This window comes from Xanthomonas sp. WHRI 7064, from assembly GCF_040202355.2.
GTDB lineage: Bacteria > Pseudomonadota > Gammaproteobacteria > Xanthomonadales > Xanthomonadaceae > Xanthomonas > Xanthomonas arboricola.
In genome coordinates this window covers 2,851,087-2,868,221 of record NZ_CP167821.1, presented here as the reverse complement: position 1 = coordinate 2,868,221, position 17,135 = coordinate 2,851,087, and the positions used below count along the sequence as shown (strand labels likewise).

The 17,135-nt window shown below is 66.0% G+C and carries 10 protein-coding genes; 8 read left to right on the top strand and 2 right to left on the bottom strand.

All coding sequences use genetic code 11. The features are described from left to right. Positions 1-44: 44 nt before the first annotated feature. The 6 genes from ABQY74_RS12290 (at position 45) to ABQY74_RS12265 (ending at position 9,883) form a co-directional block, all read left to right on the top strand. Positions 45-1,862: a DUF885 family protein gene (locus ABQY74_RS12290; RefSeq protein ID WP_104594286.1), complete on the top strand. Its 1,818-nt coding sequence runs from the start codon at positions 45-47 to the stop codon at positions 1,860-1,862. Then, positions 1,859-3,730, top strand: coding sequence for a DUF885 family protein (locus ABQY74_RS12285; RefSeq protein ID WP_349791626.1), 1,872 nt, complete (start codon positions 1,859-1,861; stop codon positions 3,728-3,730). The genes ABQY74_RS12290 and ABQY74_RS12285 overlap by 4 nt, the downstream gene beginning before the upstream one ends. A 65-nt stretch (positions 3,731-3,795) precedes the next feature. Then, the gene (locus tag ABQY74_RS12280; protein ID WP_047128891.1) at positions 3,796-5,382 is read left to right on the top strand and encodes an APC family permease; all 1,587 of its coding nucleotides are present in this window, start codon (positions 3,796-3,798) and stop codon (positions 5,380-5,382) included. Continuing rightward, on the top strand, positions 5,372-7,720 hold the full coding sequence (locus ABQY74_RS12275; protein ID WP_349791624.1) for a DPP IV N-terminal domain-containing protein: 2,349 nt from the start codon (positions 5,372-5,374) through the stop codon (positions 7,718-7,720). Before ABQY74_RS12280 ends, ABQY74_RS12275 begins: the two co-directional genes overlap by 11 nt. After that, complete coding sequence (locus ABQY74_RS12270) at positions 7,717-9,357, top strand: DUF5597 domain-containing protein (RefSeq protein ID WP_349791622.1); 1,641 nt, start codon at positions 7,717-7,719, stop codon at positions 9,355-9,357. The genes ABQY74_RS12275 and ABQY74_RS12270 overlap by 4 nt, the downstream gene beginning before the upstream one ends. A gap of 229 nt (positions 9,358-9,586) precedes the next feature. After that, on the top strand, positions 9,587-9,883 hold the full coding sequence (locus ABQY74_RS12265) for a hypothetical protein (RefSeq protein ID WP_349791620.1): 297 nt from the start codon (positions 9,587-9,589) through the stop codon (positions 9,881-9,883). 293 nt (positions 9,884-10,176) lie between these two features. Here the strand turns inward: ABQY74_RS12265 and ABQY74_RS12260 are convergent, their stop codons facing one another. Then, positions 10,177-10,437: a hypothetical protein gene (locus ABQY74_RS12260; RefSeq protein WP_349791618.1), complete on the bottom strand. Its 261-nt coding sequence runs from the start codon at positions 10,435-10,437 to the stop codon at positions 10,177-10,179. Positions 10,438-10,530: 93 nt separating this feature from the next. Continuing rightward, on the bottom strand, positions 10,531-11,694 hold the full coding sequence (locus tag ABQY74_RS12255) for a DUF5694 domain-containing protein (protein ID WP_258077074.1): 1,164 nt from the start codon (positions 11,692-11,694) through the stop codon (positions 10,531-10,533). 279 nt (positions 11,695-11,973) lie between these two features. Between ABQY74_RS12255 and ABQY74_RS12250 the strand changes: the two genes are divergently transcribed. Together ABQY74_RS12250 and ABQY74_RS12245 are read left to right on the top strand one after the other, a co-directional pair. Next, positions 11,974-14,331: a Tat pathway signal protein gene (locus tag ABQY74_RS12250; RefSeq protein ID WP_349791616.1), complete on the top strand. Its 2,358-nt coding sequence runs from the start codon at positions 11,974-11,976 to the stop codon at positions 14,329-14,331. 59 nt (positions 14,332-14,390) lie between these two features. Then, the gene (locus ABQY74_RS12245) at positions 14,391-16,760 is read left to right on the top strand and encodes a DPP IV N-terminal domain-containing protein (RefSeq protein WP_349791614.1); all 2,370 of its coding nucleotides are present in this window, start codon (positions 14,391-14,393) and stop codon (positions 16,758-16,760) included. Positions 16,761-17,135: the final 375 nt, after the last annotated feature.

Below are 17,135 nucleotides of genomic sequence, written 5' to 3'. Positions count from 1 at the left end.
TCGGGCGCGCTCATACAGCCGCCATTGCATCTTGGAGTAACTGCATGAACCACCTGCGTCCCGTCGCCATTGGCCTGCTGGCCGCCGCCTTGTTCACAGCTTGCAAGCCGGCGCCGCCGGCAGCGGAAACGGCTGCTGCAGCCACCGCTGCGCCAACCGGCGAGCAAGCCGCCAAGGCCTTCGATGCGCTGCTGGACAAGCAATGGCAGTACCAGTTGCAGCACAACCCCGAGTTCGCCAGCATCATCGGCGACAAGCGGTACAACGATCGTTGGAGCGATTATTCGCTTCAAGCCGTGCAGGCCGAGCGCACCGCCACTGCCGAACTGCTCACGCAATTCGAAGCGATCGACAGCAAGACGCTGGACGAACAGCGCCAGCTCAGCCTGCAGATGATGCTCGGCCAGTTGCGCGACAAGCTGGAAGGCATCGACCTGAAAACCTATGCAATGCCGCTGGAGCCGATCGGCGGCATCCAGCTGGGGCTGGCCGGTTACGGCGATGCGTTTCCGTTCGAGAACGCCAAGGATTATCAGGACTACATCAAGCGCCTGCAGACGATTCCGACGGTGATCGACCAGGTGATCGCGGTGTCGCGGCAGGGCGCCAAGGAGGGGCTGGTGCAGCCACGTTATCTGCTGGAGCGCCTGCCCGAGCAGATCGACAAGATCGCAGCGCTGACCGGCGAGCAGAGCCCGTTCGCCTCGCCGCTGAAAAAACTCGATGCCGCGGTGCCGGCCGACCAGCGCGCTGCGCTGCGCGCGCAGTTGCTGGCCGCAATCGAGCAACAGGTGCGCCCGGCCTACGCCAAATTGGCCGCGTTCGTGCGCGACGAATACGCCGCGCAAGGGCGCGCGCAGGAAGGCCTGTGGTCGCTGCCCGATGGCGAACGCCGCTATCGCTATGCCATCCATACCCAGACCACCACCGACATGGCGCCGGAGGAGATCCATCAGATCGGCCTGAAGGAAGTGGCGCGCATCGAAGGCGAGATGACGGTGATCGCCAAGGCGCAGGGCTTTGCCGACCTGGCCAGCTTCCGCAAGGCGGTGGACACCGACAAGCGCCACTTCGCCAGCTCCGGCGAGCAGATCCTGCAGCAGTACCGCGATTACATCGCCGCGATGGAACCCGAGTTGCCCAAGCTGTTCGGCCATTTGCCGAAGACGCCGCTGGAAGTGCAGGCGATGCCCGCATTCCGGCGCAGCGCGCCCGGCGCCGAATACTGGCAGAGCAATCCGGAAGGCACCAAGCCGGCCATCGTCAAGGTCAACACCAGCGACTTCGCCAGCCGCACGCTGGTCAATATCGAAACCACCGCCTATCACGAGGGCGTGCCGGGCCATCACCTGCAGATCTCGCTCGCCCAGACGTTGCCATTGCCGCCGTTCCGCCAGCAGGCCGGCTACAACGCCTATATCGAAGGCTGGGCGCTGTACGCCGAGCGCCTGGGCAAGGAGATCGGTTTCTTCAAGGACCCGTACAACGACTACGGCCGGCTGTCCGGCGAGCTGTTGCGCGCCAATCGCCTGGTGCTCGACACCGGCGTGCATTACAAGCGCTGGAACCGCCAGCAGATGGTGGATTTCTTCCACGCGCATCCGTCCGATGACGAGCCCAGCATCCAGTCCGAAACCGATCGCTACATCGTCTGGCCGGGCCAGGCGTTGGGCTACAAGTTGGGGCAGCTGCAGATTCTTGCGCTGCGTGCGGAGGCGGAAAAAGAACTCGGCGATCGCTTCGATGTGCGCGCCTTCCACGATGCGGTGCTCGGCGGCGGCGCAATGCCGCTGGCGATGCTGCAGCAGCGCGTGCGCCAGTGGATCGCGCAGGCCAAGGCGGCGCCGGAGGCACGTGGATGAGCACCCACAGCGTCTGGCGCGCGAGCGCATTGAGCGTGCTGATTGCTGCCAGCCTGGGCGGTACCGTGTCGCAAGCACAGGCCGCAGCACCTGCACCCGCAGCAAGCACGCAAGACAGTGCAGCGGCACGCTTCAAGGCGCTGTACACGCGCGAATGGCGCTGGCGCCAGGCGCAGCTGTCTGGCGCGGTGGATGAAGACAACCAGGCCACGCAGGACAGGCAGTCCGACCATCTGCCCAAGGTCGATGTGGCCACGCAAAATCTGCGCACCGCGTACTGGCAACAGACGTTGAAGGAGCTGGATGCGATTCCGGCAGCGCAGTTGCCGGCCGAAGATCAGGTGAGCTACCAGGTGTACCGGCAGCAGCTGCTGGTGCTGCTGGATCAGCAGCACTTCCGCGCCTGGGAAATGCCGTTCAACAGCGACTCGGCGTTCTGGAGCGACTTGGGCTTCAGCGCCGAAGCCAAGCTGCGCACGCGCGAGGACTACCAGCGCTATCTGAAAATGCTCGCCGATATCCCGCGCTATTTCGCCGAGCACACCGACAATATGCGTGCCGGCCTGGCGCGCGGTTTCAGCCAGCCCCGGGTGACCCTGACCGGGCGCGACCAGTCCATCGCCGACGTGGTGCAGGCCAAGGGCGAGGCCAATCCGTTCTACGCACCGTTCAAGCAGATGCCGGCCACGCTGCCTGCCGATGTGCAGGCGCAATTGCGCCAGCAGGCAGTGCAGACCATCGATACGCAGGTGCTGCCGGCCTACGCGAAGCTGCTGGACTTCATCCGCAACGAGTACCAGCCGCGCGCGCGCACCACGCTGGCCGGCGAGGCCTTGCCGGACGGGCAGGCGTATTACCGCGCGCAGATCCGCGAGTTCACCACGCTGGAGTTGAGTCCGGAGCAGATCCACCAGATCGGTTTGCAGGAAGTGGTCAGGCTGCGCACGCAGATGGATCAGACCATCGCTGCCAGCGGCTTCAAGGCGCCGGCCGGGCAGGCAGTGTTTCCGGCCTTCCTGCAGTTCCTGCGAACAGACCCGCAGTTCTATGCCAAGACGCCGGAACAGTTGCTCAAGCAGGCCGCCTGGATCGCCAAGCGCGTGGACGCCAAGGTGGGCGATTACATCGGCCGGCTGCCGCGCCGACGCTTCGCGATCGAGCCGGTACCGCCGGAGCTGGCGCCGTTCTACACCGGCGGGCGCGGTGGCCCGGGCATCTATCTGGTCAACACCTACAACCTGCCGTCGCGGCCGCTGTACAACCTGACCGCACTGACGTTGCACGAGTCCTCGCCCGGCCACGCGCTGCAGATGCCGCTGGCGGCAGAAGCGCAGGGGCTGCCGGAGTTTCGCCGCTACGCCTACATTTCTGCCTATGGCGAAGGCTGGGCCCTGTATTCGGAGTACCTGGGCCAGGAAATGGGCATGTACGACACGCCCTATGACCGCTTCGGCTATCTCACCTACCAGATGTGGCGCGCCTGCCGCCTGGTGATCGATACCGGCATCCACCACAAGGGCTGGACGCGCGCGCAGGCGCAGGCCTATCTGCGCGACAACACCGCCTTGAGCGAGCACGAAGTCACCACCGAGGTGGACCGCTACATCGCCTGGCCGGGGCAGGCGTTGTCGTATTACCTGGGCGAGCTGAAGATCCTGGAGCTGCGGCGCAAGGCCGAAGCCGCCCTGGGCGAAAAATTCGACCTGCGCCATTTCCACGATGCGGTGCTGCAGACCGGCTCGGTGCCATTGCCGGTGCTGGAGGCGCGCATCGACCGCTTCATCGCCGACGGTGGTGTCTCGCCGTATGCCGCCGAAGATGTTGCCGGGTCGGCGGCAGCAGCGGCCAAGGCCGCTGCCAGCGACTGATCCGGAACATCACCAGCCGACGTTCTTCGCTACACCAACCGCGTATCCACGCTTCGGGGCGACCAATGACCACACACGGTGCGACCACGCAAGGCAAGTTCCACAAGCGACTCAGCCTGACCGACCTGACCTTTATCGGGCTGGGTTCGATCTTCGGCTCGGGCTGGTTGTTCTCGGCCAGCCATGTCTCTTCCATTGCCGGACCGGCCGGCATCCTGTCGTGGATCCTCGGCGGCATCGCGGTGTTGCTGCTCGGCCTGGTGTATTGCGAACTCGGCGCCGCGCTGCCACGCGCCGGTGGCGTGGTGCGCTACCCGGAGTATTCGCATGGCGCCTTGCTCGGTTCGTTGACCGGCTTCATCACCCTGATCGCGTTTTCCAGCCTGATCGCGATCGAGGTGGAGGCTGCGCGCCAGTATGCGGCGGCGTGGTTTCCGCTGCTCAACCAACCCGGCGGCAGCCATCCCAGCGTGTGGGGTTGGTTGGTACAACTGGCCCTGCTGGTGCTGTTCTTCCTGCTCAACTATTTCAGCGTCAAGACCTTTGCGTTGGCCAACAACATCGTCAGCATCTTCAAGTTTCTGGTGCCGATCCTGGTGATCGTGCTGCTGATGAAGCACTTCAATCCCGGCAACCTGAGCGTGCACGGGTTTGCGCCCTCGGGCATGGCCGGGGTGGAAGCGGCGATCTCTGCCGGCGGCATCATCTTTGCCTATCTGGGCCTGACCCCGATCGTATCGGTGGCCAGCGAGGTGCGCGACCCGCAGCGCAATATCCCGATCGCCCTGATCCTGTCGGTGGCGTTGTCCACGGTGATCTACGTGCTGCTGCAGCTGGCATTCCTTGGCAGCATTCCGGCCGCGCAACTGGCGCCGGGCTGGAGCGGCATCGACAAGGTGTTTGCGCTGCCGTACCACGACATCGCGCTGGCGTTGGGGATGGCGTGGCTGGCTGCACTGGTGATCTGCGATGCGATGGTCTCGCCCAGCGGTACCGGCAATATCTACATGAATGCCACCCCGCGCGTGGTGTACGGCTGGGCGCGTAGTGGCGGGTTTTTGCCGGTGCTGACGCGGGTGGATCCGCAATCGGGCATCCCGCGTCCGGCATTGTGGTTGAGCCTGGGCTTGTCGATCTTCTGGACGCTGCCGTTCCCCTCGTGGGAGACCTTGATCGGCGTGGTGTCGGCCGCCCTGGTGCTGAGTTACGCAGTGGCACCGGTGACGGTGGCGGCGTTGCGCCGCAGTGCGCCGGACTTGCCGCGGCCGTTTCGCGTCCGTGGCCTTGCCGTGCTGGGGCCGCTGTCGTTCATCGTCGCCGCCTTGATCGTCTACTGGTCGACCTGGCCTACCTTGTCGTGGTTGCTCGGCCTGCAGGTGGTCGCGTTCGTGCTGTATGTGCTGTATCGCCTGCCATCGCGCCAGGGCAGGGCACGCCTGCTGCGCCAGGTGCGCGCATCGCTGTGGTTGATCGTGTTCTTCGTGCTGGTGATGGCGGTGTCCTGGGCCGGCACGTTCGGCGGTCACGGCTGGATCGCGCATCCGTTCGACACCTTGAGCGTGGCGGTAATTGCATTCTTCATCTATCACTGGGGCGCGCGTAGCGGCTTGCGCAGCGATGAGCTGGCGTTGGAGGAGGACGATGGCGAGTGAGCTGCGCCGCAGCGCGGGTGCATCGCGCTGGTTGCGTGGCTGCTTGAACGGGGTGGCTGCGTGCATCGTGTTGCTGTCGACGGCGGCACAGGCCGCGCCCAGTGTGGCCGACTACCAACGCGCGCTGGGCTTGCGCGCGCACTGGAGCACGCTGACCGAGAACGTGGCCTGGCCGGCGCAATGGCAGGACAACGGCACGTTCTATTACCGCAAGACGGTGCCGGGCGGATTCGCCTTCGTTCGTATGGATGTCGCCACGCTGCAGAAAACGCCGGCGTTCGACCAGCTGCGCGTGGCGCAGGCATTGAGTGCAGCGACCGGCACGCCCTATACCGCGTTGCAGTTGCCGTTCGAGCGCTTTGCCTATGCGCCGGACGGCGAGCGCAGCGACGGGGCGATTCGCTTCGCGCTTGGCGAAGCGCCCTGGCGTTGCAGCCTGACGGACTACCGCTGCGCCCGCGATGACGCCGCTGCGCAGCAGCGTCCACGCGGCTTCGGTGTGGTGCGCGACCCTGCGGTGTCAGCCGACACCACGCCGCGCCGTTCGCCCGATGGCCGCTGGGAAGCGCTCGCCGATGGCTGGAACCTGCTGCTGCGTCGCGTTGCCGATGGCCAGCTGACCCGGCTCAGCGACGATGGCCGCGCAGACGATTATTTCGACCCGGAGAGCATCGCCTGGTCGCCGGATTCGCAGCGGCTGGCGGTGTATCGCGTGCGTCCGGGGTTGGCCCGCCGCGTCACCCGCGTGGAAGCGGCGCCTGCAGGCGGCGGCCAGCCGCGCGTGCATGCCCAGTTATATCCCAAGCCCGGCGATGCGGTGGATGTGGAGCGGCCGGTGTTGTTTGCCGTGGACGGCACACGCCGCGAGGTGGACACCGCCTTGTTCGCCAATCCGTATGCGCTGTCGCCGCTGCAGTGGCGCAGCGATGGCCGCAGCGTGAGCTTCGATTACGTGCAACGCGGCTTTCAGCGCATGCGGGTGATCGCGGTGGATGCGCAGAGCGGTCGTGCGCACGTGGCGGTTGGCGAAAATGCGCGCACCTTCGTCTACGCCGACCGCAGCTTTCGCCATGACGTGGATGGGCGCGGCGACGCGTTGCTGTGGATCTCCGAGCGCGACGGCTGGCGGCACCTGTACCTGGTCGATGGCCGCAGCGGCAGGTTCAAGCGGCAGCTCACGCGTGGGCCGTGGATTGTGCGCGATGTGCTGCGCGTGGACGACGCGCAGCGGCGCATCTGGTTCACCGCCAGCGGCATGGATGCGGGCAAGGACCCGTACTACCGGCAGCTGTACAGCGTGGATTTCGACGGCCGCCGGTTGACCCGGCTGACCCACAGCGATGCCGATCACGATGTGGCGATCGCGGACGACGGCCGGCATTACGTCGATGTCTATTCGCGACCGGACCTGCCGCCGGTGATGGAGCTGCACGCCATCGATGGCCGGCTGCTGCAGCAGGTGGAACAGGGCAAGATCGACAAATTGCTGGCCGCCGGCTGGCGCGCGCCGGAGACCTTCGTGGCCAAGGGCCGCGATGGCCGCACCGACATCTGGGGCATGGTGGTGCGCCCGCGTGATTACGACCCGCACAAGAAGTATCCGGTGATCGAGAACATCTACGCCGGCCCGCACGACTCCTTCGTGCCGAAGACGTTCTGGCCGTTTGGCTATCACTCCGGTGGCGACAAGCAGATCGGCATGCAGGCGCAGGCGGATCTGGGCTTTATCGTGGTGATGATCGACGGCATGGGCACCGCCAACCGCTCCAAGGCCTTCCATGATGTGGCGTGGAAGAACCTGGGCGATTCCGGCTTTGCCGATCGCATCGCCTGGCACCGTGCGTTGGCGGCCAGGGACCCTTCCTACGATATCGGCCGGGTCGGCATCTATGGCGCCTCGGCCGGCGGGCAGAGCACGCTGGGCGCGCTCGAACGCCATCCGGACTTCTACAAGGTGGGCGTGGCGTTCGCCGGTTGCTACGACAACCGCATGGACAAGATCAGCTGGAACGAGCAGTGGATGGGCTGGCCGGTGGATGCCGGTTATGCGCAGGCCTCGGGCGTGGTCAATGCGGCCAAGTTACGGGGCGACCTGCTGCTGATCGTCGGCGAGCAGGACAGCAATGTGGACCCGGCCTCCACCGCGCAGGTGGTCGATGCGCTGATCAAGGCCGGCAAGGACTTCGAGCTGCTCAACGTGCCTGGTGGCGAGCATTCGGTAGGCCGTTCCAGCGGGCCGATCGACTATGTGCAGCGTCGCCAGTACGACTTCTTCGTCCGCCATCTGCGCGACGAACCCACGCCGCATTGGAATTCACTACCGTCGGAGGCGCGATGATGCGTTTGCTTGCCCTGAAGATGCCGCGGCCGCGCGGTCGCATCGCAGCCCTGCTGTGGTCGCTGGCTGTGCTGACTGGTTGTGTGCCGTTGCTGGCCAGCGCGGAAGAACTGCCGCGCTTCGTTACCCAGAATGGCCGCCATGCGCTGTTCGTCGATGGCGCGCCGTACACCGTGCTGGCCGCACAGCTGCACAACTCCAGCGCCTGGCCGGCGGTGCTGCCCAAGGCGCTGGACGAGGTGGTCGCGCTGCACGCCAATACGGTGGAGGCGCCGGTGTACTGGGAGCAGTTCGAGCCGGCGCCCGGGCGCTTCGATACCACCAACGTGGATGCCTTGATTGCCGGCGCGCGCAAGCGTGGCCTGCGCGTGGCCCTGCTGTGGTTTGGCAGCTGGAAGAACGGCCAGATGCATTACGTGCCGGAGTGGATCAAGCGCGACGACGCCACCTACCCGCGCATGCGCGATGCCAATGGCGAGCCGGTGGATGTGCTGTCGCCGCATGTGGCCGCCAACGTGCAGGCCGATGTGCGTGCGTTCACCGCATTGATGCAGCACCTGCGCAAGGTCGATGGCGACCGCCACACGGTGATCCTGGTACAGGTGGAAAACGAGCCCGGCGCGATCGGCACGGTGCGCGACCATGGCCCGGCCGGCGAGGCGGCGTTCGCGCAACCGGTGCCCGCTGCGATCGCGCAGGCGCTGGGCAAGCCACAGGGCAGCTGGCAGCAGCTGTTCGGTGCCGAAGCCGCCGAAGCCTTCAATGCGCATGCGACGGCGGCGTATATCGAACAGGTGGCCGCGGCCGGCAAGCACGCCTATCCGCTGCCGCTCTACGTCAACACCTGGCTGCGCTACAAGGGCAAGCGTTACCCGGGCATGGATTACCCGTCCGGTGGTGCGACGGTGAATGTGTTCGCGCTATGGCGCGCGGCCACGCCGTCGATCGACTTCATCGGTACCGATATCTACACCAACGACTACAACGAGTACACCAAGGTCATCGGCCAGTACGCGCGGCCGGACAACCCGGCCTGGGTCTCGGAAACCGGCTTCGAAGCGGCCACCGCGCCGTATCTGTTCCATGTGCTGGGGCAGGGCGGGATCGGCTTTTCGGTGTTCGGCATGGATGGCAACCAGGACAGTCAGGCCAACCGCGACGCGATCGCTGCGCACGCCGCCAACTTCAAGCTGCTGGCGCCGCTGCAGCGCGTGATCGCCCAGGCCGCCTTCGACGGCCGGCTGCAGGCGGTGGCCGAACAGCCCGGCGCGCCGCAACGCACGCTGCGCTTCGGCGACTGGCAGGCCAAGGTGTCGTTCGGTGCGCCGATGTGGGGCGATGCGCCGGCGGTCCTGCCCGGCAACGACGACCACGCCGGCCGGCTGCTGGTGGCGCAGCTGGGGCCGGAGGAGTTCCTGGTCACCGGCATGGCCGCGCGGATTGAATTTTTCCGCGAGGCGGCCGATACCCGTCATGGACAACTGTTGCGGGTGGAGCAGGGGCGGTATGTGGACGGGCGCTGGCAGGTCGAAAGACAGCTCAACGGCGACCAGACCGACTACGGGCTCAACTTCGGACGGGTGGATGCGGCGGGCGAGGTGCCTGTGGTCTTGCGTGTACGGGTAGGCACCTATTGAGCCTGCGTGAGGCGGCTGGGCAGCCGTGAGGTGGGCGTGATCGGAATCGGTGGGTGGGACACGTCATTGCGGTTCCTGTTAGCTGGTTCCACCTCGTGAGACACGCTCGCCACGCGCCTCGGTGGGCGTAAGAACAACAGCAGTGCGGCGCGATTGCCGGAAACGATTGTGTTGATTGGTTGGTAAACAAACGTCATTGGTTATTTCTCAGTTCTGTACCGGAGCCACCATGAGCATCAGCAGTATCGCCAGTTCCGGAATGCAGGTCGCCGCACTGCGCCAGCAGGTGGCCGCCAGCAATGTGGCGCGTCAGCCGGTGGACGGCAGTCCACGTCAGGCCGTTGCGGCCAGCACGCAGGTCAATGGTGGAGTGGCAGCCAGCGTGGTCGACGCCAACGCCGATCCATCGGCACCGGCCAGCGATCTGGTCGAAGGCCTCTCGGCACGCAAAGACTTCCAGGCCAACGCCACCGCGCTGCGGCGCTCCGACGAGATGCTGGGCAGCTTGTTGGATGTGCTGACCTGAGAGCCTGGAGTGGACGAAGGCCGGTTGTCGATCTGGTGCATTAGGTGCGCGGCCTTCGCTTTGATGCCGCATCTGGCTGCACCTGAAACCGGATTTACGTTCTGCATTTTGTGGAGTCAGCGAATTGATGGCTGCTGCTTATGCCGGTATCGATAACTGCAGTTGTCTTGTCTGCGGGTGTCAGGGCCGTGCGGGCAGCTCGCAAGCGTAGAGCGGCTGATCTGTTACCTGGCTGCCGGGCCCTTGCCCGCCCACCATCGCGGGACACGCCGTGAATCCGTCCATGGAGGCTCTTACGCGGCATCCATGCCGCGTAAGGTCCCGCGACGGTAGGCGGGCAAGGACCAGTCGAGATGGTCGGCGCGCAAGGTCGCGAGCAGAACATGATGTGTGTTGTTTGGATAGCGTCGCCTCCGATCAGCCTTCCAATGCACCCCGAGCAACAAGCAGATTTTTGCCAAATCACCGATCAACTCTCTGATGCGTTGTCCTCGCCGGTTGCGGGACCGTGCGGCGACATCAATGCCGCCACCGAGCCCCACGGGCGGGTTCACGGCGTGTCCGGCGAGCGGCGAGGGCACCGCGCCCTCGGCCAATCAGGCTTTTGACTTAGAACGTCACGCTGAAGCCGTTGTACTCACTGTCGCTCACTTTCCGTCACCCAGCACCTGCGCCGCATCCACGATATCCACGCCCTGCAGCTGTCCCAGCCAGTTGTCGAACCAGGGCTTGTGCATCGCGCCCACCACCGCCAGCACACGTGCACCGGGTTGGTCGGCAAAGCTGGCACGCACGTTGGACACCATGCGCAGGTTGCGAATCTCCCAGCCGGATACGTAGCGATAGCCGTAGCGCTGCGGCGAGCCCTCGCTCAGTGCGGCGCGAAAATCCACCGCGATGGCCAGCTGCTGGCTGGCCGGCAGGTTGATCGCGCGATAGAGCTCCAGCAACTTGCCTTGACTTGCCAGCTGGTCCTCGCGCTCACGCATGGCGCTTGCCCGCGGTGCGGCCTTGTCCCAGGCGGCCTGGATCGCCTTGCCGTACGCCGCCGGGTCGGCCAGGTCAACGTTGTCGCCGGTGTGGTCGTCGGCCGGATGGACGCGCTGCAGGCCAAGGCGTGCCGCCAACCGTGCGGCGATCTGGTAACTCTCGTTGGGGCGCTGTTCCATGCTGCGCAGTCGCGCGACCAGCGCCGCATCCAGGCCATCGCCGCTGCGCTGTTCTGCCGGCGCAAGCTGCAGCCATTGCACCAGAGCAGATGGTGGCTCGCCCGAGGCCAGAAACAGCGCAGCCAGGTGCCGACGCTGTGCCGGTGTGGGCGTACTGGGCAAGCTGCGGAGCGCTACACGGACCTGGCTGAGAGCGGTGGGAACGTCCAGCCCGGTGGTACGCGCCGCCTCGCTGGTGTCGGGGCAATAGGTCGTGGTGTCCTCGGGCAGATACACCGCCGGATGGCGCCGCATCAGGTCGCAGGTTTCGCCCGACAGATCCTCCGTCGTGATGATGGTTGGCTTGTAGGCCGCCAATCGGTCCAGCAACGGTTGCAGCCGTGCTGCACTTATGTCGCTGCCGTCGGGCAACTGCGACAGGTGCACGCTGCCAAGCACCAGCACCTGGGTGCGTGGCGCGGCCATCTCGGCATCCAGTTGCGACAGGTCCACCTGCGCCTGCGCGATGCAGGGCGCGATCAAGGCCAGCCACAGCCAACGATGCGCCGGACGTTGCAACCGCCTGGCAGACGCGCTGCCGACATCGAAAAATCGCGCTGCGACGCGGGCACTGTGCGCGATGCGCGGTAGGGATGGCTGCATGACGGTCCTTGTGGGGGGGCTTGGGTTGCGTGGCGGTCTGGCGACGATGTCGCCTGCGTCTGTGCAGCCAGTGTGGCTGCCACCGCAGGTACCGGCGTGGCCAGAAAGTCACGTGGCTAAATGGCAGGGGGTGGCAACTGGGCGCTGCGCCGTTGCTGCGATGGCAGCGCAGCAACGGCTGCTTGTGTGCGGATTTCCGCATACGTGCCAGACAGCTGCCACAAGACGCAAGTGGCGCCGTCGCGCAGGATGTGGATGAGATCAACCGAGGGCGCGACGATGGACCGCAGAAGCTTTTTGCGTCAGGGCATGGCGGCAACCGCGGCGGTGGGCGCGGGTGCCGCGCTCGCGATGCCGGGCACGCCGCACACGCCGGCGACGTTGCCGCCACCGGCGCTGCCACGTCTTGAGGCGCTGCCGTCGGCCGCGCATGTGGGCAGCAAGCTGTGCAGTTTTGAACACCTGCAGCAGCAGTGGACCGTCTACGAGCATCTCGACAACCCGCAGGGCCAGCTGACGCTATGGACCGACAGCGGCATGCTGCGCCTGGACAAACGCACCGAGCCGGCCTACCCGGCCGAGGGCAAGCCGTATTTCGGGATGTCGCTGGCCGAGGTGGCGATGGCCGAGGCAGATCTGCTCGCCGACCGCCTGCTGCGTGATGGCGACCCGGACGAGGCGCAGGTGCGCGATGTCGCGCCGCCGCCGGCCTCGCTGCTCGACCCCAAGGACAATGGCGGGCGCTGGCCCTGGACCACCTTCGTCGGCACGCGCGAAAGCCTGGACACCATGCCGATCCTGCCCAACGGCCGCAGCCGCACCTCGCGGCCGGAACACGCCTTCGCCGAGTTGGGCGAAGAGGCGCTGATCAAACGGCGCGAGGAAGGCCTGCTGGGTGGCTGGATGCCGGCGGTGCGCAAGGTGATGCGGCGCGAAGGCGAGGTCGATAGCTGGTACGACGTGCTGGTGTTTGCCGATGTACGTGCCAGCGATCGCTTCGTCGTACAGACCTGGCATCGCACGATGCAGGTGCGCGGCGGCGAGATCGTCGGTGTGCACTACACCCACAGCTATCCCGCGTTTGCACCGTCGCGCAAGCCGGCCACGGCTGAGCAGTTCTACGCGGGGTTGATCGACTTTGCCGCGTATTGGCAACAGGCCCTGGACGGCACGGTGCAGGCGCAGCTGCCCGATGCCAGCTGGAACGACATGGCTCAGTTCGCGTTCGCACGCGAGCTGGTGGTGCGCCCCGGTGGCGATTATCCGAAGTACGGCGCGGTGGAGCGCGACTACTACGGCAACGAGTACGACGGTTTCCAGGACACCTTTACCAGCTCGTTCTACGCCAACCTGGAATGGGGCCGCTTTGCGCAGGCCGCTGCGGTACTGGACAACTACTTCGACGACTTCGTACAGGACGATGGCCTGCCGAACATGCGCGGGCCGGAAGTCGGGCAGTTCGGGCTGACCCTGGCGCTGCTGGCGCGCTATCTGCGCTATACCGGCGATGCGGCCCGGCTGCGCCGCCTGTTGCCCAAGATCGCCGCCACCGCGCAGCTGCTGTGCGAGCTGCACGACCAGGCGCTGGCATTACCGCGCAATGCGCATGGCCATGGCCTGCTGCACGGCTGGAACGAGTCCGATGCCTGCCTGTTTCCGGATCCGTCGCTGTGGTGGAAACCGTATTACGCCAACAGCGCGCTGACGATACGCGGCTGGGAAGACATCGCCCAGGTCTGGAGCACGCTCGGTGGCAATGCCGGTCTGGCCACGCAATGGCAGCGTCGCGCCAGGCAGTTGCGCACACGGCTGGAGGCCAGCCTGCGTGCCAACGTGCGCCGCGATCTGTCGCCGCCGTATATCGGCCCGTTGCCGGGCAGCACCCTGACGTTTCGCCAATCGCTGCTGCAGGAAAAGCCCAGCGAGCAGCAATGGCCGCACCGCGCGTATGCGGAATTGCTGCAGGCCGATGTGCTGCCCGACGACCTGGCCAACCTGGTGATCGATTGCCTGCGCGGCCATGGCGGCACCAGCATCGGCGTGGTGGCCAACATCGCGCCGCCGGAGCCGGGCAGCCGCGATCTGCTCGGCTTCATCTCCTACGGCTATGCGCAACAGCTGCTGCGGCTGGATCGCATCGAAGAGTATCTGTTGTTCGTCTATGCGCACCGCTACCAGGTGCATACGCGCGGCAGCTGGACCGCCGGCGAGGTCAGCGGCATCACCGGTGGCATGCCGCTGTTCTGCATCCCCGCCCAGATGACCATCCCGTTGCTGCTGCGCTGGATGCTGGTCAGTGACGACAGCGCAGGTGAGCAGTTGTTCCTTGCGCGTGCGCTGCCGCGCGCATGGCTGGGCAGTGGCGCCGCGATCGGCATCACCGCAGCGCCCACACGCTGGGGCAAGCTCACGCTGACACTGCGCACCGATGTGGAGGCACGCCGCATCGATGCCGAGGTGCAACTGCCGGAACGGTCACCCAGGCACACCTGGCTGAGCCTGCGTGTGCCCAAGGGCAGCATGCTCACCCGCGTGCTCGTCGACGGCAAACCGGCACGTGCGCAGGGCCCGCATGCCGATCGCGTGGCGGTGCCCGGCAGCGCCACTGCGGTGAAGGTGCAGGCCTGGTACGGGTGATCGCCCATTGGCGCGATGACCGTGCCGATCACGACCACACCATCTCCGCGGATAAACGCATGAAGCCACTGCTGCATTACACCCACACCTCCAGGCGGCGTAGCGTCGCAGCATGGTGCCTGAGCATCGCACTCTGGACGCTCTCGGCAAGCGCAGCGGCTGCATCCGTTGCACCCGTAGCAACCACGCCTGTGCCCACGCCCACACCGGCGCAGTATGTGCAGGCGATCGGTCTGGCCGATCACTATGCGTCGTTGGTCGACAGGCAACCGACGGCGCCGGTATGGATCGATGCGGGGCATTTCCTGTATCGGCGTGGCGTGGCACGTGCCGATCAGGCGCCGGCCATCGAGTACCGCCTGGTGGATGCGGCCAGCGGCCGCAACACGCTGGCCTTCGATCATGCGCGGCTGGCGGCGGCCCTGACGCAGGCCGGTGCGCAAGCCATCGACGCCACGCAACTACAGCTGGAGGAACCCACCCTGGAGCAGCAGCGCCTGGGCTTTCAGCTGGCGAAGCTGGGCTGGCAGTGCGATCTGGCCCGCTATCGCTGCGCGCATGTGCCCGAACGCGACGTGCAGGCCGAGTCGATGGACATGCGCCTGCCGCTCAAGCAGGGCGAGCGGCAGGCCAAGCTATCGCCGGATGGCCGCTGGCGCGCCTGGGTGGAGCAGGCCAATCTGGTGATCGCGCCGGTCGGTGGTGGCGAGCGCAGCGTGCTCAGCCGCGATGGCAGTGCGGATGACTACTACGCACTCGACAGCGTGGTGTGGTCGCCGGACTCGCAGCATCTGGCTGCGTATCGGGTCAAGGCACCGCCGCCACGCATGGTCTATTACATCGAGTCGGCGCCGGCCGATCAGCTGCAGCCGAAGTTGCACCAGCAGGTCTATCCCAAGCCCGGCGATGCCTTGCCGGTGATGCAGCCGGTGCTGTTCGACATCGCCACGCGCGCCGCGCATCCAGTGGCGATGACGCTGCTGCCCAATGCCTTCAGCCTGAGCGAGATGGTCTGGTGGAAGGACAGCCGCGCGCTCACCTTCGAATACAACGCGCGCGGGCACCAGCTGTATCGGGTCATTGAAGTGGACGCACGCACGGCTGACGCGCGCACCCTGATCGAAGAGACCTCGCCCACCTTCATCGAATACTCCGAACTCAGCGGAACGCACGAGGACGGCGGAAAGCATGCGCGGCGCGATCTAGCCGACGGCGCGCAGATCCTGTGGGCCTCCGAACGCGATGGCTGTGAGCACGTGTATCTGTACGACGGCCACAGCGGTGCGGTGATCCGCCAGGTCACGCAGGGCGACTGGGTGGTGCGCAAGCTCGACTACCTCGACGAGGCCGCAGGCCAGCTGTATTTCACCGCCTCCGGCATGCAGCCCGGCGAGGACCCGTATTACCGCCATGCCTATCGCATCGGTCTGGACGGCACCGGGCTCACTGCATTGACGCCGGTGGCCGCCGATCACCAGGTGAGTTATTCGCCGGACGGCAAATGGTATCTGGATCTGTACTCGCGCGTGGACCTGGGCCCGGTGCTGGAGCTGCGGCGCAGCGCCGACGGCAGCCTGGCACGCACGGTGGAGCGCACCGACCTGAGCCGTCTGCAGGCCGCCGGCTGGCAGCCACCGTTGCCGTTCCACACCACCGGCCGCGATGGCAAGACCGAGATCTGGGGCGTGATCCAGCGCCCCATGCAGATGCAGCCACAGCAGCGTTACCGCGTGATCGAATACATCTACGCCGGCCCGCAGGGGTCCTTCGTGCCCAAGACGTTCACCACCCGCATGTCAGCGCTGACCGCACTGGGATTTGCGGTCGCGCAGATCGATGGCATGGGCACCAACAATCGCTCGCGCGCCTTCCACGATGTGGCCTGGCGCAACCTCAAGGATGCGGGCCTGCCGGATCGCATCGCCTGGCACAAGGCCGCTGCCGCACGGTACCCGTGGTACGTCATCGACGGCGGCGTCGGTGTGTACGGCACCTCGGCCGGTGGCCAGAACGCATTGGGTGCGCTGCTGTTCCATCCGGAATTCTATGTGGCAGGCGTGGCCAATTCCGGTTGCCACGACAACCGCATGGACAAGATCTGGTGGAACGAGCAATGGATGGGCTGGCCGGTCGGGCCGTGGTATGCCGAATCGTCGAACGTGGAAAACGCCGCGCGCCTGCAAGGGCATCTGCTGCTGGTCACCGGCGACATGGACATGAATGTCGATCCGGCCAGCACCTTCCAGGTGGCCGATCGGCTGATCAAGGCAGGCAAGGATTTCGATCTGCTGGTGGTGCCCGGCGGCGATCACGGCGCCGGTGGCGACTACGGCAAGCGCCGCCTGCTGGATTTCTTCCTGCGCTGGATGCAGCAGGCTCCAACGCCGGACTGGAACCACGACCAGCCTGCGACGACGCAGGCGCCGTGATCCGTAAGGCCGGGTCTGCCGGCCGACCATTTGACTGCAGTGCCTAGACCACGGCCGCTGAAACAGGGCGGGCAGGGCAGTGCATGCTGATTGCCGTCATCTCGCTGCTGCATGCATGCGCAGTGCTCGATTTCTAGATCGACTGTCATCGCACATGGTTGCAAGCGATACATCGCCTCGGGCGTTTCGCCCATCGTCTTGCGCATCGTGTCCAGCTGGGAACACCGCTGCAGAGCGCAACATCAGCGCGGGCTCATTCATTTGCGAACCATGCAGTTTTCCGCATGCGCTGTCGCCAAATGCGACAAGACGTAGCGCGTGCGCACAGGCACATTGTGACTAGCTGATGAAACTGGAGCGCATGGGCGCCTCCGG